A 14,844-nucleotide genomic window follows, 5' to 3' on the forward strand; every position below is an offset into this window, starting at 1 on the left:
TTAGACAAAGTTTATTATCGAGGCAAAAAAAAGCCTTTCCGGATTAGGAAAGGCTTTAGGTATGCTAAATAATCATTATGAATTAATTTATCTTAAAGGCCTTTTCTTGAGGGTAGTAGGCTGTACTCCCCAACTCTTCCTCAATACGCAACAATTGATTATACTTGGCCATACGATCACTCCTTGATGCAGATCCTGTTTTAATCTGACCTGTGTTCAATGCTACTGCCAAATCTGCAATCGTGTTATCCTCAGTTTCTCCAGAACGGTGAGACATTACAGAAGTATATCCTGCATTTTTTGCCATGTTCACGGCTGCAATTGTTTCAGTTAATGTACCGATTTGGTTTACTTTGATCAAGATGGAATTGGCAATACCATTTTCAATCCCTCTGGACAAACGTTCAACATTGGTCACAAATAAATCATCTCCTACCAATTGAACTTTATCGCCAACTTTGTCTGTTAGCATTTTCCAGCCATCCCAGTCATTTTCATCCATTCCATCTTCAATGGAGATGATAGGATATTTTTCACATAAATCGGCCAAATATTGTGCCTGCTCTTCCGATGTTCTCATAACACCTTTATCTCCTTCAAACTTGGTGTAATCGTATTTGCCATCCACATAAAACTCAGCGGAAGCACAATCCAAAGCAATCATTACATCATCCCCAAGGGAATATCCTGCTTTTTCAACAGCTTTGGCAATTGTATCCAAAGCATCTTCGGTACCACCTTCCAAAGTAGGAGCAAATCCACCTTCATCACCTACAGCAGTACTTAAATTACGGTCGTGCAATACTTTTTTAAGGTTATGGAAAATTTCAGTCCCCATTTGCATAGAGTGACTAAAATCTTTGGCCTTGACCGGCATGATCATAAACTCTTGGAAAGCAATAGGAGCATCTGAGTGTGAACCTCCGTTGATAATGTTCATCATTGGAACTGGCAATGTGTTGGCACTTACCCCACCTACATATCTGTACAAAGGCATTCCCAATTCATTGGCCGCTGCTTTGGCAACTGCTAGCGAAACACCTAAAATGGCATTGGCTCCCAATTTGGATTTGTTTGGCGTACCGTCCAAATCAATCATGGTTTGGTCAATGTGGTTTTGCTCAAAAACTGATGTTCCCACCAATTCTTCTGCTATAGTGGTATTCACATTGTTTACCGCTTTTCCTACTCCTTTGCCCATAAACGAATCAGCACCGTCGCGCAGCTCAACTGCTTCATGCTCTCCTGTGGAGGCACCGGATGGTACAGCCGCCCTTCCCAAAATTCCGTTTTCGGTAACCACGTCCACCTCTACTGTGGGGTTACCCCTTGAATCTAAAATCTGTCTTGCATGAATGTTAATGATAATGCTCATTGTAAACTAAAGTTTATGGTTGAAATTAATTCGGTAAAGATACAAAAGAGACTACTTTTAGCTTCATGATAAGTCTCATAAAACCCTGATAATAACCTAAAAATAAACTAAAACGTTTTAGTTCCTTCCTGTCTTGATGGCTTCAAAAAATTGGTCGAACAAGTATTCAGCATCATGTGGTCCAGGACTGGCTTCTGGGTGATACTGTACAGAAAACACATCTTTGTCCTTCATTTTTATTCCGGCAACCGTTTGGTCATTCAAATGGGTATGGGTAATCTCTAAATCCGGATTAGTTTCCGTCTCCTCCCTATTGATTGCAAAACCATGATTTTGTGATGTGATTTCTCCTTTCCCTGTAACCAAATTTAGAATAGGATGGTTGATTCCCCTGTGTCCGTTGTGCATTTTATAGGTTGAGATCCCATTGGCCAATGCCAATACTTGGTGTCCCAAACATATTCCAAACAAAGGTTTGTCTGAAGCTATCATTTCTTTGGCTGTGGATATAGCCTCTGTTAATGGCTCCGGGTCACCAGGACCATTTGAAATGAAATAGCCATCTGGATTCCACTTTTGCATTTCTTCGAAAGGGGTGTTGTACGGAAACACTTTAATATAGGCTCCTCTTTGTGCCAAATTTCTCAAAATGTTCTTTTTGATACCAATATCCAATGCGGAGATTTTAAATTCCGAATTTTCATCTCCGTAAAAATAAGGTTCTGTTGTGGAGACCTTAGAGGACAATTCCAAACCTTCCATGCTGGGCACCTGGCTCAATTCTTCCTTCAAGGCATCAATTTCATTAACCCTTGTTGAAATTAGGGCATTCATGGCACCATTATCTCTAATGTAGCTAACCAAAGCTCGGGTGTCTACATCAGAAATGGCAAAAAGGCTATTGTCTTCCAAAAATTCCAACAGGCTTTTGTTGGCGCTTGGTCTTGAATATTCGTAACTGAAGTTTTTGCAAATCAGCCCCGCAATTTTAATGGAATCCGATTCTATTTCATCGGCATGCGTACCGTAATTACCAATATGGGCATTGGTAGTTACCATAAGTTGCCCATAGTAGGAGGGATCGGTAAAGATTTCTTGGTAACCGGTCATACCTGTGTTGAAACATACTTCTCCCACAGCGGTACCTTCTTTGTTTCCAATGGCCTTTCCATAAAAAATGGTTCCATCGGCCAATAATACTAGTGCTTTTTTCCTTGCTTGATACTTCATGCGATCTTTAATTTCAGTTTGACAAAAAAACATAAAAAAAGGATAAGTTTTCACTTATCCTTTTTCCACTAATACAATAGTTAATAACATGTATTCTATTCTTCAGAGTCGTCAGTTTGTGTTTCCGCAACCGGAGCGGCGGCTTCAACTTTTTTAGCTCCTCCTCTTCTACTTCTTCTTGTTGATTTCTTTTTCGGTTTATCTGCGTTGTAAACTTCGTTGAAATCTACCAATTCTATCATGGCCATATCCGCGTTGTCCCCAAGACGGTTACCCATCTTGATGATTCTGGTGTAACCACCTGGCCTATCTCCAACCTTTTCAGCTACGTTTCCGAAAAGCTCGGTAACTGCTTGTTTGCTTCTAAGGTTACTGAAAACAATCCTTCTGTTGTGCGTACCTTTCTCGGTAGTCTGGTTGTTCTCTGTTTTGGATTTAGTGATCAATGGCTCAATAAACTGTTTCAAAGCTTTTGCCTTTGCAACAGTAGTATTGATTCTTTTATGTTCTATTAAAGAACATGCCATATTGGCCAACATGGCCTTTCTATGGGAAGCGGTTCTTCCTAAATGATTAAATTTCTTTCCGTGTCTCATGTCATTTATTTATCATCTTGCTACCAAACTCGCATTGAACGAGGAGCAAAATATGATTATTAATCTTTGTCCAATTTATATTTGGAAAGGTCCATACCAAATTGAAGTCCTTTGTTGATTACCAACTCTTCCAATTCAGTCAATGATTTTTTACCAAAGTTTCTGAACTTCATCAAATCGTTTTTGTTGAAGGAAACCAAATCTCCCAAAGTATCCACTTCAGCGGCTTTCAAACAGTTCAATGCTCTTACGGACAAGTCCATGTCCACCAATTTGGTCTTCAACAACTGACGCATGTGCAAAGACTCCTCATCATAAGTTTCTGTCTGTGCAATCTCATCAGCTTCCAAAGTAATGCGCTCATCAGAGAACAACATAAAGTGGTGAATCAATACTTTAGCTGCCTCGGTCAAAGCATCTTTAGGATGAATGGAACCATCAGTAACGATTTCAAAAACCAATTTTTCATAATCGGTCTTCTGCTCTACCCTAAAGTTCTCAATGCTGTATTTTACATTTTTAACCGGAGTATATACAGAATCCATAGCTATGCTGCCCAAAGGCGCATTGGATTTTTTGTTTTCCTCAGCTGGAACGTATCCACGTCCTTTTTCTATAATGACCTCCAAGTTGATGTTCACTTTGGGATCCATGTTGCAGATTACCAAATCTGGGTTCAACACTTGGTATCCTGAAATGAACTTTTGGAAATCTCCTGCTGTCAGTTGTTCCTTTCCACTTACAGAAACGGAAACGGTCTCGCTCTCAACATCATCAATCTGTCTCTTAAAACGAACCTGTTTTAGGTTCAATATCATTTCGGTGACATCTTCAACAACGCCAGGGATAACAGAAAACTCATGTTCAACTCCATCTATGCGCACAGAAGTGATGGCAAAACCTTCCAAAGAGGAAAGCAAAACCCTTCTCAGCGCGTTCCCAACTGTTAATCCATAACCAGGTTCCAAAGGGCGGAATTCAAATTTCCCTTCGAAATCTGTTGAATCAATCATTATAACTTTATCGGGCTTCTGAAAATTAAGTAATGCCATAATTTGGATTAATGTTGATTTTTATTTAGAGTATAATTCTACGATCAATTGTTCCTTGATGTTCTCAGGAATTTGAAGTCTTTCAGGAATGGTAACATAGGTACCTTCCTTTTTTTCTGAATTCCAAGTGATCCATTCGTAAACACTGCTATTGGCAGCCAAAGAATCCAAAATGGATTGAACGGATTTTGATTTTTCCCTTACTCCAACCACGTCTCCGGGTTTTAATGAATAAGATGGAACATTCACTACATCACCATTAACGGTAATGTGTCTGTGGGAAACTAATTGACGAGCTCCTCTTCTTGATGGGGCAATGCCCATTCTATAAACCACGTTGTCCAAACGAGACTCACACAATTGAAGTAGCACCTCACCGGTTACTCCTTTGCTGCGATTCGCCTTGTCAAACAGGTTTCTAAATTGTCTTTCCAAAATACCATAGGTATATTTGGCTTTTTGCTTTTCCATCAATTGGATAGCATATTCTGATTTTTTGCCACGGCGTCTGTTGTTACCGTGTTGTCCTGGAGGGTAATTTTTCTTTTCGAAAGATTTGTCATCTCCGAAAATCGCTTCTCCAAATTTTCTAGCGATTTTTGTTTTTGGTCCTGTGTATCTTGCCATCTTCTTTTAATTTGAAAGTGCGATTATGAATTAAGGCTTATCCTTCGATAATCTCCATGCACTTTCGTGAAGACCCTAAATGGGCCGTGATTATAATTGATTATTAAACTCTTCTTCTTTTGGGAGGTCTACAACCGTTATGTGGAAGCGGGGTAACATCGATGATTTCAGTAACTTCGATTCCTGCATTGTGGATGGAACGAATAGCAGATTCTCTACCATTTCCAGGTCCCTTCACATAAACCTTTACTTTTCTCAATCCTGCTTCATGGGCAACCTTAGCGCAATCTTCCGCTGCAACCTGAGCAGCATAAGGTGTGTTCTTTTTAGAACCACGGAATCCCATTTTACCAGCAGACGACCAAGAAATCACATCACCCTTTTTATTGGTAAGGGAAATGATAATGTTGTTGAAAGATGCAACAATATGTGCCTCACCTGTAGACTCAACGATTACTTTACGCTTCTTTGCTGTTTTTGTATTTGCTTTTGCCATATTTTTTAGTTCCTTGCTGTTAGTTCTTTGTTATTGGAATCCTAGACTTTTACATTTCAAACAGATTCTTCTAACGCCTGAACACTAATGACCGCTATTATTATTTAGTTGCTTTCTTTTTGTTGGCAACTGTTTTACGTTTTCCTTTTCTTGTCCTAGAGTTGTTCTTGGTACGCTGACCTCTTAAAGGCAATCCAGCTCTGTGACGAATTCCACGGAAACAACCAATATCCATCAAACGCTTAATATTCAATTGGGTCTCTGAGCGAAGTTCCCCTTCAATAGTATATTCGGATACAGCTTCCCTAATTCTTCCAATTTCATCATCGTTCCAATCGGAAACTTTGGTATCCTCGCTTACTTGGGCTTTGCTCAAAATATCTTGAGCTCTACTTTTACCAATACCGTAAATGTAGGTAAGTGAAATAACGCCTCGCTTTTGTTTAGGTATATCAACCCCTGCAATTCTAGCCATAATTACCCTTGTCTTTGTTTAAATCTAGGATTCTTTTTGTTGATTACGTATAATCTGCCTTTTCTGCGAACAATCTTGCAGTCGGCACTTCTTTTCTTTATTGATGCTCTTACTTTCATCGCGCTTAGTATCTGTAAGTAATTCTTGCTTTTGTTAAATCATATGGACTCATTTCCAGCTTAACTTTATCCCCGGGAAGCAATTTTATATAGTGCATTCTCATTTTCCCAGAAATGTGAGCTGTTACCACATGCCCATTTTCCAATTCCACCCTGAACATTGCATTTGATAATGCTTCAATGATGGTACCGTCTTGTTCTATTGCTGGCTGTTTTGCCATATTATCTAGTTGTTTGTTGTTCGTTGTTCGTTGTTGGTTTCACCTTCAACTATCAACCATTAACTAACTATGCTACTTTTCTATTTTTCCCGGTTTTCATCAAACCGTCATAATGCCTATTCAATAAATAGGAATTCACCTGCTGAACAGTATCTATGGCAACACCTACCATGATCAATAGTGATGTTCCTCCATAAAACAGCGCCCATCCAGCTTGCACATCCATCAACTTGACCACTATTGCCGGCAATACCGCCAAAAGTGCCAAGAAAACAGATCCTGGCAAAGTGATCAATGACATGATTTTGTCCAAATAATCACCCGTTTCTTTTCCAGGACGAATACCAGGTATAAAACCACCACTTCTTTTCAAATCATCTGCCATTTTGTTGGTAGGCACCGTGATTGCTGTATAGAAGTAGGTAAATATGATTATCAATACCGCAAAAAGGATATTGTAAGCCAATCCGAAGATATCAGCAAACTGAACCTCCATCCATTGTCCCACAGCAGTATCATTAAATGTTCTTCCCAACAAACTTGGAGCAAACATTATTGCTTGGGCAAAGATGATGGGCATTACTCCAGATGCATTCAATTTCAAAGGAATGTACTGTCTGGCCCCCATCACATTTTTCTCATATCCCCCAGAAGCCGTTCTTCTTGCGTATTGTACAGGAATCTGGCGTACCGCCATGACCAATAGTACACTGGCCAAGATGACCAAGAACCAGATAATCACCTCAATCAAAATGAACATGATTCCTCCTGTGTTGTTCGTAGTTCTTGAAATGAACTCTTGAACAAAGGCTTGCGGCATGGTTGCTATGATACCGATCATGATCAATAATGAAATACCATTACCGATACCTTTATCCGTAATTTTTTCTCCCAACCACATGGCAAACACACATCCAGTCACCAAAATGATAACTGCAGGAATTATAAAATCCAATCCTTTACCCAAAACAAAGGCACTGTCAGGTACTCCAAGCGCTCCAAGACCAAACAAATATGCTGGAGCTTGAACAATACAGATTCCGATGGTCAACCAACGTGTAATCTGGTTTATGGTCTTACGACCACTTTCCCCTTCTTTTTGTAGTTTTTGAAGATACGGAATTGCTATTCCCATCAACTGAACCACAATGGAAGCGGAGATATAGGGCATGATTCCCAATGCAAATACCGATGCATTGGCAAAAGCACCCCCTGTAAAAGCATTAAGAATTCCCAAGATACCTTGCTCGGTATTTGAGGTCAATTGTGCCAATTGGGTTGTATCAATACCAGGAAGAACGATTTGAGCTCCAAAACGGTATACCAACAGCAGCCCAAGGGTTACGATGATACGTTGTCTTAGTTCTTCAATCTTCCAGATATTGGATATGGTCTCAATAAATTTCTTCATGCTTCTTTATCTTATAAACTTATTGCCTCACCTCCTGCAGCTTCTATGGCCGCTTTAGCGGAAGCAGTAAATTTATGCACTGATATTTTGAGGGCGGCTTTCAATTCGCCATTACCCAAAATCTTCACCAAATCATTTTTATGTGCCAATCGGTTCTCGATCAATATGTCCAAGGTCACTTCCTTTTCAATGACACCTTTGTCCACCAACTCCTGCAATTTAGCAAGGTTGATCCCCTTGTATTCTTTTCTGTTAATGTTTTTGAATCCAAACTTGGGAACACGTCTCTGCAAAGGCATCTGTCCACCTTCAAATCCAATTTTCTTGGAATATCCAGATCTAGACTTGGCTCCTTTGTGTCCACGGGTAGCAGTACCTCCCTTTCCGGAACCTTCTCCTCTACCTACACGTTTTCCTTCTTTATGTACGGACCCTTTGGCCGGTTTAAGACTATGTAAATCCATGTCCTTTATATTTTTAAGCTTCCTCTGTGGAAACCAAGTGTTTTACCTTATTAATCATTCCAAGGATACTAGGTGTTGTATCGTGTTCAACAACGTGTCCTATTTTACGCAATCCAAGTGCTTCCAAGGTTCTTTTCTGATCCTGTGGTCTTTTGATGGCGCTTTTTACTTGTTTTACCTTAATCTTTGACATAATATCCTTTTTATCCCTTAAAGACTTTTTCTAAAGAAATACCTCTTTGTTTGGCTACGGTATCAGCACTTCTCAATTGCAATAAGGCATCAAAAGTAGCTTTTACCACATTGTGCGGGTTGGAAGACCCCTGTGATTTTGACAATACATCATGAACTCCCACAGCCTCCAATACGGCTCTTACTGCTCCACCTGCAATAACTCCGGTACCGTGTGATGCTGGCTGAATATAAACTCGTGCACCACCATACTTTCCTTTTTGCTCATGAGGAAGAGTTCCTTTGTTCAAAGGGATTCTTACCAAATTTTTCTTGGCATCTTCAATAGCTTTGGCAATAGCAGTTGCAACTTCTTTGGATTTTCCCAAACCATGTCCAACAACACCATTTTCGTCACCAACAACAACAATTGCTGAAAAACCAAATGCTCTACCACCTTTAGTTACCTTGGTAACCCTTTGAACTCCCACCAAACGGTCTTTCAACTCTAGTCCACCCGGCTTAACTGTTTCTACGTTCTTGTAATTCTGGTACATAGTTTATTAGAATTTTAATCCTGCTTCCCTTGCTCCTTCAGCCAATGATTTTATTCTTCCGTGATAAAGGTTTCCACCTCTATCGAAAGCTACAATCTCAACACCCAGTTTCAATGCCTTCTCAGCAATTGATTTACCTACTGCATTGGCAACTTCAATTTTGGTTCCTTTTGCATCAACACCTTTATCTCTAGAGGATGCTGAAGCCAAAGTGACCCCTTTATTGTCATCAATCAATTGAGCGTATATCTCTTTATTGCTCCTGAACACGGAAAGTCTTGGTCTTGCTTCTGTACCAAAAGATACTTTTCGTATTCTTCTTCTGATGCGTAATTTTCTTTCAGTCTTAGATAATCCCATAGTACTGCTAATTATGCTGATTTACCTGCTTTTCTTCTTAGTTGCTCACCAACAAACTTGATTCCTTTTCCTTTGTAAGGTTCTGGCTTACGGAAAGATCTGATTTTGGCAGCTACCTGACCCACCAATTGTTTATCGTGGGACGTTAATTTTACAATAGGGTTTTTCCCTTTTTCGGAAACGGTCTCTATTTTCACCTCTGGAGCAATATCCATAACTATGTTATGCGAAAACCCTAGAGCTAAATCTAACTTTTGACCTTGGTTACTGGCTCTATAACCAACTCCTACAAGTTCCAGTTCTTTGGTCCAACCTTTAGAAACACCATCTATCATGTTAGCGACAAGAGCACGGTACAACCCGTGTTTTGCTTTATGTTCTTTGGAATCGGAAGGTCTTTCCAATAGTACACGTCCATCTTCAACCTTTACGGCAACTCCAGCAAAATTCTGGGAAAGTTCCCCCAACTTACCTTTTACGGTAATCACATTGTCATTCACTTCTACGGTGACTCCTTCTGGAATTGTAATGGGATTGTTACCTATTCTTGACATTTTTTTTCTCTTTACTCAATTAATAAACGTAGCACAATACTTCGCCACCTACGTTTTCTTGTTTAGCTTGTTTACTGGTCATAACTCCGTGGGAAGTTGACACTATAGCAATACCCAAACCGTTAAGTACTCTTGGCAATTCTTCAGAACCAGCATACTTACGCAATCCTGGTTTACTTACTCTTTGCAATTTTTTGATAACCGGCTCTTTGGTAAACTTATCGTACTTCAATGCAATCTTGATGTTCCCTTGTACCTTGTCTTCTTCAAACTTATAACTCAAAATATAACCTTGATCGAACAATATTTTAGTTATCTGTTTTTTAAGATTGGAAGCGGGAATATCCACTACTCTATGACCTGCCCTACTGGCATTTCTAATTCTGGTCAAATAATCTGAAATTGGATCTGTAAGCATTTCTTTTCTTTATCTATTTACCAACTTGCCTTTTTAACTCCTGGAATCAAGCCTTTATTGGCCATTTCCCTAAAAGTAACCCTTGAAATACCGAAGGTTCTCATGTAACCTCTTGGCCTTCCGGTCAATTTACAACGGTTGCGCATACGCACCGGAGATGCATTTTTCGGTAGCTTTTGAAGCGCCTCGTAATCCCCAGCTTCTTTCAAAGCCTTTCTCTTCTCGGCATATTTTGCAACCATTTTTGCCCTTTTTCTTTCGCGGGCTTTCATTGATTCCTTGGCCATACTAGTTCTTTTTAAAGGGTACTCCCAATTCGGTTAACAATGATTTTGCTTCTTTATCTGTTTCAGCAGAAGTAACAAAGGTGATATCCATACCGTTAATTCTGTTGATTCTGTCAATATTTATTTCTGGAAAAATGATTTGCTCCGTAATTCCGAGGTTATAATTTCCTCTACCATCAAAACCAGTAGCTTTTACACCTTGAAAATCTCTTACCCTTGGAAGGGCAGTGGTAATCAATCTATCCAAAAACTCATACATACGCTCTCCTCTAAGGGTCACTTTTGCACCAATGGGCATTCCTTTTCTAAGTTTAAAGGAAGCAACATCCTTTTTGGATAATGTGGCAACTGCTTTTTGACCAGTAATATTGCTTAGCTCATCTACAGCATGGTCAATAAGCTTTTTGTCAGAAACAGCAGCTCCAACCCCTCGGCTAACCACAATTTTCTCCAATTTGGGTACCTGCATTATATTTTTGTACCCAAATTCATCAGAAAGCGCCTTAACTATACGCTCTTTGTATTCTTTCTTTAATCTTGGAATATAACTCATGACTAAACTACTTCGTTGGATTTTTTGGCAATCCTTACTTTTTTACCATCTCTTACTTCATATCCGACACGTGTTGTCTCACCAGACTTTGGGTCAATCAATGAAAGGTTGGAAATATGGATTGGCGCTTCTTTTTGCGTTATACCACCTTGAGGGTTGTTCGCACTTGGTTTCTCATGCTTGGAAACCATATTGATGCCTTCCACAACAGCTTTATTCTTCTCACGGTCAACCTTAACCACTTTGCCTTCACTGCCTTTATGGTCACCTGCTACAACTCTAACTGTATCCCCTGTTTTTATTTTCAACTTCATCTCTGTATTATTTTACAGCACTTCAGGTGCCAATGAAACAATCTTCATGAACTGTCTGTCCCTAAGCTCCCTTGCAACTGGACCAAAGACACGGGTTCCTCTCATCTCTCCTGCAGGGTTCAACAACACACAAGCATTGTCATCAAAACGGATGTAAGAGCCATCAGGTCTTCTTACTTCTTTCTTTGTTCTAACAACTACCGCCGTAGACACAGAACCTTTTTTTACAGTACCATTTGGAGTAGCTTCTTTGACAGTAACCACTATCTTATCGCCTAGAGAAGCATATCTTCTCTTTGTTCCTCCAAGTACACGGATGGTCAAAACTTCTTTTGCACCTGTATTGTCCGCAACCTTTAATCTTGATTCTTGCTGTACCATAATTATTTAGCTCTTTCAAGGATTTCAACCAACCTCCAGCATTTTGTCTTACTCAATGGTCTGGTTTCCATTATTTTAACAGTGTCACCTTCGTTGCAATCATTTTTTTCGTCATGGGCAACATACTTCTTGGTCTTCAAAACGAACTTCCCATACATAGGGTGCTTTACTCGTTTTACCTCAGAAACCACAATTGATTTCTCCATTTTGTTGCTGGTAACAACGCCTATTCTTTCTTTTCTTAAATTTCTGTTTTCCATAAGGCAGAACCAATTATTGTAATTCCCTTTTAGTTAATTCAGTTGCAAGTCTAGCCACTGTCCTTCTAGTTTTTCTTATCTGCAATGGATTTTCCAAAGGTGTAACGGCATGTGCCATCTTAAGATCAGCGTGCTGTTTTTTGAACTCGGCCAATCTTTCCTTTAGTTCTTCAATTGAAAGTTCTTTTATTTCTGATTGTCTCATCTTCTTCTCAATTAAAAATTAAGCGGAATAATCCCTAGCTACGATAAATTTGGTCTTTACTGGCAATTTCTGAGCAGCAAGCCTAAGGGCTTCCTTAGCAACTTCCATTGGGACACCTGCAACCTCGAACATAATTCTTCCAGGCTTTACAACGGCAACCCAATATTCTGGCGCACCCTTACCTTTACCCATACGTACCTCAAGAGGCTTTTTAGTAATGGGCTTGTCCGGAAATATTTTAATCCAAAGCTGACCTTGTCTTTTCATGTACCTTGTCGCAGCAATACGCGCAGCCTCAATTTGGCGGGAAGTAATGAAGTGGGAATCCAAGGATTTAATACCGAACATTCCATTGGAAAGTTGGTGCCCCCTTTGGGAATTTCCCTTCATACGCCCCTTCTGGGCTTTACGAAACTTTGTTCTTTTTGGCTGTAACATTTTACCTTTACTTTATCTTATTACTTTCTGCGGCGTTGTGGTTTCTTACCATCTTGTTTGCCACCTTTTGACTGACCCTTAGACAACCCTACCAATGGAGAAAGTTCTCTTTTACCATAAACCTCCCCTTTCATGATCCAAACCTTGATCCCCAATCTACCATAGGTAGTGTGGGCTTCGTGCAAGGCATAATCAACATCAGCACGGAAAGTAGACAAAGGAATTCTTCCTTCTTTGTAGGATTCTGAACGAGCCATCTCCGCACCGTTCAAACGTCCTGAAATCTGTATTTTAATTCCTTCAGCATTCATACGAATGGCAGCAGCGATAGCCATTTTAATAGCTCTCCTATAGGAAATTCTGCTTTCAATCTGTCTAGCAACACTAGCCGCTACCAAATTGGCATCCAACTCAGGTCGCTTTATTTCATGAATGTTGATCTGAACCTCTTTGTTGGTAATCTTCTTAAGCTCTTCCTTAAGCTTGTCTACCTCTTGACCTCCTTTACCAATGATAATACCAGGTCTAGCCGTAGTAATTGTAATGGTGATAAGTTTTAAGGTTCTTTCAATGATCACACGTGAAACGCTAGCCTTAGCCAAACGCGCATGAACGTATTTTCTAATTTTATCATCCTCAGCCAGCTTGTCGCCGTAATCGTTTCCTCCATACCAGTTGGATTCCCATCCTCTGATAATTCCTAAGCGATTTCCTATTGGATTGGTCTTTTGTCCCATATTGTAACTCTAGCTTTGAACGTTGTTATTGGATTCCAAAATCATAGTAACATGATTGGAACGCTTTCTAATTCTATGTGCTCTACCTTGTGGTGCAGGGCGAAGTCTTTTCAACATTGTACCACTGTCCACACGAATTTCCTTAATAATAAGGTCAGCATCCTCAATACTGGCGTCCTCATTTTTGGCTTCCCAGTTAGCTATGGCGGAAAGCAACAGCTTTTCCAGCTTTCTTGAAGCTTCTTTTGGATTAAATCTCAAAATAGCTAACGCCATTTCAATTTGCTTACCTCTTACCAAGTCAGCCACTAAACGCATCTTTCTTGGAGAAGTAGGGCAATTGTTAAGCTTTGCAATAGCAAGCTGCTTCTTTTCTTCTTTTAACCTTTCGGCCATTTGTCTTTTACGAACTCCCATAGCTTACTTACTTTTTACCTTTGTTTTTAGCTCCTGCATGACCTCTAAAGGATCGTGTAGGTGAAAATTCTCCAAGTTTATGACCTACCATGTTCTCCGTAACATACACAGGAACAAATTGTCTCCCGTTATGCACTGCTATGGTCTGTCCTACAAAATCTGGTGTTATCATAGAGGCTCTTGACCATGTTTTGATAACCGATTTTTTACCTGAATCTATATTGGCCTGAACTTTTTTCTCCAGACTATGATGAACGTAAGGTCCTTTTTTTAATGAACGTGCCATTTACTCTGTCTTTTATTTCTTTCTACGTTCTATGATATATCTATTGGTGTCTTTTGTCTTAGAACGAGTTCTAAATCCTTTAGCAGGAATACCGTTCTTAGATCTTGGGTGACCTCCAGAAGCCCGTCCTTCACCACCACCCATTGGGTGATCAACTGGGTTCATTGCTACAGGTCTTGTTCTAGGTCTTCTACCCAACCATCTGCTTCTACCTGCTTTACCTGAAACAAGTAATTGATGATCAGAGTTGGATACCGCTCCGATGGTAGCCGTACATGTGGCCAAAATCATGCGAGTTTCACCCGAAGGCAATTTGATGGTCACAAATTTTCCATCCTTTGCCATCAATTGAGCAAATGTACCAGCACTACGCGCCATAACAGCTCCTTGACCAGGTCTTAGTTCAATACAGGAAATGATAGTCCCCAAAGGAATTTCACTTAATGGAAGCGCATTTCCAATTTCAGGGGCAGACTTGGAACCAGAAGAAATTTTCTGACCTACCTGCAAACCATTTTGGGCAATTACATACCTTTTTTCACCATCCTTGTACTCTACCAAGGCAATAAATGCAGTTCTGTTGGGATCGTACTGAATTGAAACCACTGTGGCCTCAACACCTTGCTTATCCCTCTTGAAATCGATGATTCGATATCTTCTTTTATGACCGCCACCTCTATGGCGCATGGTCATTTTACCTTGACTGTTCCTACCACCCGACTTTTTTAACGGAGCAAGCAAGCTTTTCTCCGGCTTATCAGTAGTAATCGCGTCAAATCCGTTTACTACTCTAAAACGCTGACCAGGGGTTATCGGTTTTAATTTTCTAACTGACATTTC

The 14,844-nt window shown here is 40.0% G+C and carries 27 protein-coding genes; all 27 read right to left on the bottom strand.

The features are described 5' to 3' along the window. Positions 1 to 82: 82 nt before the first annotated feature. Complete coding sequence (eno, locus tag HJC33_RS16185) at positions 83 to 1,375, bottom strand: phosphopyruvate hydratase (protein WP_171659893.1); 1,293 nt, start codon at positions 1,373 to 1,375, stop codon at positions 83 to 85. Positions 1,376 to 1,492: 117 nt separating this feature from the next. Next, positions 1,493 to 2,605, bottom strand: a complete 1,113-nt coding sequence (gene carA, locus HJC33_RS16190; RefSeq protein WP_171659894.1) for a glutamine-hydrolyzing carbamoyl-phosphate synthase small subunit — start codon at positions 2,603 to 2,605, stop codon at positions 1,493 to 1,495. Positions 2,606 to 2,700: 95 nt separating this feature from the next. Then, positions 2,701 to 3,201 (bottom strand): 50S ribosomal protein L17, encoded by a 501-nt coding sequence (gene rplQ, locus HJC33_RS16195; protein ID WP_171659895.1) that lies wholly within the window; start codon positions 3,199 to 3,201, stop codon positions 2,701 to 2,703. Between the two features lie 59 nt (positions 3,202 to 3,260). Beyond that, positions 3,261 to 4,253, bottom strand: a complete 993-nt coding sequence (locus HJC33_RS16200) for a DNA-directed RNA polymerase subunit alpha (RefSeq protein ID WP_171659896.1) — start codon at positions 4,251 to 4,253, stop codon at positions 3,261 to 3,263. Positions 4,254 to 4,274: 21 nt separating this feature from the next. Then, on the bottom strand, positions 4,275 to 4,880 hold the full coding sequence (gene rpsD / locus HJC33_RS16205) for a 30S ribosomal protein S4 (RefSeq protein ID WP_171659897.1): 606 nt from the start codon (positions 4,878 to 4,880) through the stop codon (positions 4,275 to 4,277). Positions 4,881 to 4,983: 103 nt separating this feature from the next. After that, positions 4,984 to 5,376 carry a 30S ribosomal protein S11 gene (gene rpsK, locus HJC33_RS16210; protein ID WP_171659898.1) on the bottom strand — a complete coding sequence of 131 codons (393 nt, stop codon included), beginning with the start codon at positions 5,374 to 5,376 and terminating at the stop codon, positions 4,984 to 4,986. 100 nt (positions 5,377 to 5,476) lie between these two features. Then, entirely contained in the window at positions 5,477 to 5,851 is a 375-nt protein-coding gene (gene rpsM / locus HJC33_RS16215) for a 30S ribosomal protein S13 (protein ID WP_171659899.1), read from the bottom strand. A 2-nt stretch (positions 5,852 to 5,853) separates the two neighbouring features. After that, on the bottom strand, positions 5,854 to 5,970 hold the full coding sequence (ykgO, locus tag HJC33_RS16220) for a type B 50S ribosomal protein L36 (protein WP_010519235.1): 117 nt from the start codon (positions 5,968 to 5,970) through the stop codon (positions 5,854 to 5,856). Positions 5,971 to 5,975: 5 nt separating this feature from the next. Continuing rightward, complete coding sequence (infA, locus tag HJC33_RS16225) at positions 5,976 to 6,191, bottom strand: translation initiation factor IF-1 (RefSeq protein WP_014031991.1); 216 nt, start codon at positions 6,189 to 6,191, stop codon at positions 5,976 to 5,978. A 67-nt stretch (positions 6,192 to 6,258) separates the two neighbouring features. Beyond that, positions 6,259 to 7,602: a preprotein translocase subunit SecY gene (gene secY, locus HJC33_RS16230; RefSeq protein ID WP_171659900.1), complete on the bottom strand. Its 1,344-nt coding sequence runs from the start codon at positions 7,600 to 7,602 to the stop codon at positions 6,259 to 6,261. An 11-nt stretch (positions 7,603 to 7,613) separates the two neighbouring features. Then, the gene (gene rplO / locus HJC33_RS16235; RefSeq protein WP_171659901.1) at positions 7,614 to 8,066 is read right to left on the bottom strand and encodes a 50S ribosomal protein L15; all 453 of its coding nucleotides are present in this window, start codon (positions 8,064 to 8,066) and stop codon (positions 7,614 to 7,616) included. A gap of 13 nt (positions 8,067 to 8,079) precedes the next feature. After that, positions 8,080 to 8,259: a 50S ribosomal protein L30 gene (gene rpmD, locus HJC33_RS16240; RefSeq protein ID WP_116182591.1), complete on the bottom strand. Its 180-nt coding sequence runs from the start codon at positions 8,257 to 8,259 to the stop codon at positions 8,080 to 8,082. Between the two features lie 10 nt (positions 8,260 to 8,269). Beyond that, positions 8,270 to 8,794: a 30S ribosomal protein S5 gene (gene rpsE, locus HJC33_RS16245; RefSeq protein WP_171659902.1), complete on the bottom strand. Its 525-nt coding sequence runs from the start codon at positions 8,792 to 8,794 to the stop codon at positions 8,270 to 8,272. Positions 8,795 to 8,800: 6 nt separating this feature from the next. Beyond that, positions 8,801 to 9,154: a 50S ribosomal protein L18 gene (rplR, locus tag HJC33_RS16250; protein ID WP_171659903.1), complete on the bottom strand. Its 354-nt coding sequence runs from the start codon at positions 9,152 to 9,154 to the stop codon at positions 8,801 to 8,803. 11 nt (positions 9,155 to 9,165) lie between these two features. Next, on the bottom strand, positions 9,166 to 9,708 hold the full coding sequence (rplF, locus tag HJC33_RS16255; RefSeq protein WP_171659904.1) for a 50S ribosomal protein L6: 543 nt from the start codon (positions 9,706 to 9,708) through the stop codon (positions 9,166 to 9,168). Between the two features lie 19 nt (positions 9,709 to 9,727). Beyond that, positions 9,728 to 10,126 (bottom strand): 30S ribosomal protein S8, encoded by a 399-nt coding sequence (gene rpsH / locus HJC33_RS16260; RefSeq protein ID WP_171659905.1) that lies wholly within the window; start codon positions 10,124 to 10,126, stop codon positions 9,728 to 9,730. A gap of 17 nt (positions 10,127 to 10,143) precedes the next feature. Beyond that, positions 10,144 to 10,413, bottom strand: coding sequence for a 30S ribosomal protein S14 (gene rpsN / locus HJC33_RS16265; protein ID WP_116182586.1), 270 nt, complete (start codon positions 10,411 to 10,413; stop codon positions 10,144 to 10,146). 1 nt (position 10,414) lies between these two features. Next, positions 10,415 to 10,966, bottom strand: coding sequence for a 50S ribosomal protein L5 (gene rplE / locus HJC33_RS16270; protein ID WP_171659906.1), 552 nt, complete (start codon positions 10,964 to 10,966; stop codon positions 10,415 to 10,417). A 2-nt stretch (positions 10,967 to 10,968) separates the two neighbouring features. Then, on the bottom strand, positions 10,969 to 11,280 hold the full coding sequence (gene rplX, locus HJC33_RS16275) for a 50S ribosomal protein L24 (protein WP_216366723.1): 312 nt from the start codon (positions 11,278 to 11,280) through the stop codon (positions 10,969 to 10,971). 12 nt (positions 11,281 to 11,292) lie between these two features. Then, complete coding sequence (rplN, locus tag HJC33_RS16280) at positions 11,293 to 11,661, bottom strand: 50S ribosomal protein L14 (RefSeq protein ID WP_090293760.1); 369 nt, start codon at positions 11,659 to 11,661, stop codon at positions 11,293 to 11,295. 2 nt (positions 11,662 to 11,663) lie between these two features. After that, on the bottom strand, positions 11,664 to 11,921 hold the full coding sequence (gene rpsQ, locus HJC33_RS16285) for a 30S ribosomal protein S17 (RefSeq protein WP_014032003.1): 258 nt from the start codon (positions 11,919 to 11,921) through the stop codon (positions 11,664 to 11,666). Between the two features lie 13 nt (positions 11,922 to 11,934). Beyond that, a complete protein-coding gene (gene rpmC, locus HJC33_RS16290; protein ID WP_014032004.1) occupies positions 11,935 to 12,126 on the bottom strand; it encodes a 50S ribosomal protein L29 in 192 nt (63 codons plus the stop codon). A gap of 18 nt (positions 12,127 to 12,144) precedes the next feature. Next, the gene (gene rplP, locus HJC33_RS16295; RefSeq protein ID WP_171659907.1) at positions 12,145 to 12,564 is read right to left on the bottom strand and encodes a 50S ribosomal protein L16; all 420 of its coding nucleotides are present in this window, start codon (positions 12,562 to 12,564) and stop codon (positions 12,145 to 12,147) included. A 20-nt stretch (positions 12,565 to 12,584) separates the two neighbouring features. Further along, positions 12,585 to 13,301 carry a 30S ribosomal protein S3 gene (gene rpsC, locus HJC33_RS16300; protein WP_171659908.1) on the bottom strand — a complete coding sequence of 239 codons (717 nt, stop codon included), beginning with the start codon at positions 13,299 to 13,301 and terminating at the stop codon, positions 12,585 to 12,587. 9 nt (positions 13,302 to 13,310) lie between these two features. Next, positions 13,311 to 13,718, bottom strand: a complete 408-nt coding sequence (gene rplV, locus HJC33_RS16305) for a 50S ribosomal protein L22 (RefSeq protein ID WP_171659909.1) — start codon at positions 13,716 to 13,718, stop codon at positions 13,311 to 13,313. Between the two features lie 7 nt (positions 13,719 to 13,725). After that, a complete protein-coding gene (gene rpsS / locus HJC33_RS16310) occupies positions 13,726 to 14,004 on the bottom strand; it encodes a 30S ribosomal protein S19 (RefSeq protein ID WP_171659910.1) in 279 nt (92 codons plus the stop codon). 12 nt (positions 14,005 to 14,016) lie between these two features. Beyond that, positions 14,017 to 14,841: a 50S ribosomal protein L2 gene (rplB, locus tag HJC33_RS16315; protein WP_171659911.1), complete on the bottom strand. Its 825-nt coding sequence runs from the start codon at positions 14,839 to 14,841 to the stop codon at positions 14,017 to 14,019. Positions 14,842 to 14,844 lie beyond the last annotated feature (3 nt).

It is taken from the genome of Flagellimonas amphidinii (assembly GCF_013090115.1).
Classification (GTDB): Bacteria; Bacteroidota; Bacteroidia; order Flavobacteriales; family Flavobacteriaceae; genus Flagellimonas; species Flagellimonas amphidinii.

Bases quoted from the DNA above. Each gene is read 5' to 3' on its own strand.
- rpsH (WP_171659905.1), bottom strand. From the start codon at position 10,126: ATGCTTACAGATCCAATTTCAGATTATTTGACCAGAATTAGAAATGCC.
- rpsQ (WP_014032003.1), bottom strand. From the start codon at position 11,921: ATGGAAAACAGAAATTTAAGAAAAGAAAGAATAGGCGTTGTTACCAGC.
- eno (WP_171659893.1), bottom strand. From the start codon at position 1,375: ATGAGCATTATCATTAACATTCATGCAAGACAGATTTTAGATTCAAGG.
- rplE (WP_171659906.1), bottom strand. From the start codon at position 10,966: ATGAGTTATATTCCAAGATTAAAGAAAGAATACAAAGAGCGTATAGTT.
- rplQ (WP_171659895.1), bottom strand. From the start codon at position 3,201: ATGAGACACGGAAAGAAATTTAATCATTTAGGAAGAACCGCTTCCCAT.
- rpsK (WP_171659898.1), bottom strand. From the start codon at position 5,376: ATGGCAAAAGCAAATACAAAAACAGCAAAGAAGCGTAAAGTAATCGTT.
- rplP (WP_171659907.1), bottom strand. From the start codon at position 12,564: ATGTTACAGCCAAAAAGAACAAAGTTTCGTAAAGCCCAGAAGGGGCGT.
- rplR (WP_171659903.1), bottom strand. From the start codon at position 9,154: ATGGGATTATCTAAGACTGAAAGAAAATTACGCATCAGAAGAAGAATA.
- rplN (WP_090293760.1), bottom strand. From the start codon at position 11,661: ATGGTACAGCAAGAATCAAGATTAAAGGTTGCGGACAATACAGGTGCA.
- rpmC (WP_014032004.1), bottom strand. From the start codon at position 12,126: ATGAGACAATCAGAAATAAAAGAACTTTCAATTGAAGAACTAAAGGAA.
- ykgO (WP_010519235.1), bottom strand. From the start codon at position 5,970: ATGAAAGTAAGAGCATCAATAAAGAAAAGAAGTGCCGACTGCAAGATT.
- rpsM (WP_171659899.1), bottom strand. From the start codon at position 5,851: ATGGCTAGAATTGCAGGGGTTGATATACCTAAACAAAAGCGAGGCGTT.
- rplO (WP_171659901.1), bottom strand. From the start codon at position 8,066: ATGGATTTACATAGTCTTAAACCGGCCAAAGGGTCCGTACATAAAGAA.
- carA (WP_171659894.1), bottom strand. From the start codon at position 2,605: ATGAAGTATCAAGCAAGGAAAAAAGCACTAGTATTATTGGCCGATGGA.
- rpsC (WP_171659908.1), bottom strand. From the start codon at position 13,301: ATGGGACAAAAGACCAATCCAATAGGAAATCGCTTAGGAATTATCAGA.
- rpsN (WP_116182586.1), bottom strand. From the start codon at position 10,413: ATGGCCAAGGAATCAATGAAAGCCCGCGAAAGAAAAAGGGCAAAAATG.
- rpsE (WP_171659902.1), bottom strand. From the start codon at position 8,794: ATGTACCAGAATTACAAGAACGTAGAAACAGTTAAGCCGGGTGGACTA.
- HJC33_RS16200 (WP_171659896.1), bottom strand. From the start codon at position 4,253: ATGGCATTACTTAATTTTCAGAAGCCCGATAAAGTTATAATGATTGAT.
- rplF (WP_171659904.1), bottom strand. From the start codon at position 9,708: ATGTCAAGAATAGGTAACAATCCCATTACAATTCCAGAAGGAGTCACC.
- rplX (WP_216366723.1), bottom strand. From the start codon at position 11,280: ATGAAGTTGAAAATAAAAACAGGGGATACAGTTAGAGTTGTAGCAGGT.
- rplV (WP_171659909.1), bottom strand. From the start codon at position 13,718: ATGGGAGTTCGTAAAAGACAAATGGCCGAAAGGTTAAAAGAAGAAAAG.
- rpsS (WP_171659910.1), bottom strand. From the start codon at position 14,004: ATGGCACGTTCATTAAAAAAAGGACCTTACGTTCATCATAGTCTGGAG.
- rpsD (WP_171659897.1), bottom strand. From the start codon at position 4,880: ATGGCAAGATACACAGGACCAAAAACAAAAATCGCTAGAAAATTTGGA.
- rplB (WP_171659911.1), bottom strand. From the start codon at position 14,841: ATGTCAGTTAGAAAATTAAAACCGATAACCCCTGGTCAGCGTTTTAGA.
- rpmD (WP_116182591.1), bottom strand. From the start codon at position 8,259: ATGTCAAAGATTAAGGTAAAACAAGTAAAAAGCGCCATCAAAAGACCA.
- infA (WP_014031991.1), bottom strand. From the start codon at position 6,191: ATGGCAAAACAGCCAGCAATAGAACAAGACGGTACCATCATTGAAGCA.
- secY (WP_171659900.1), bottom strand. From the start codon at position 7,602: ATGAAGAAATTTATTGAGACCATATCCAATATCTGGAAGATTGAAGAA.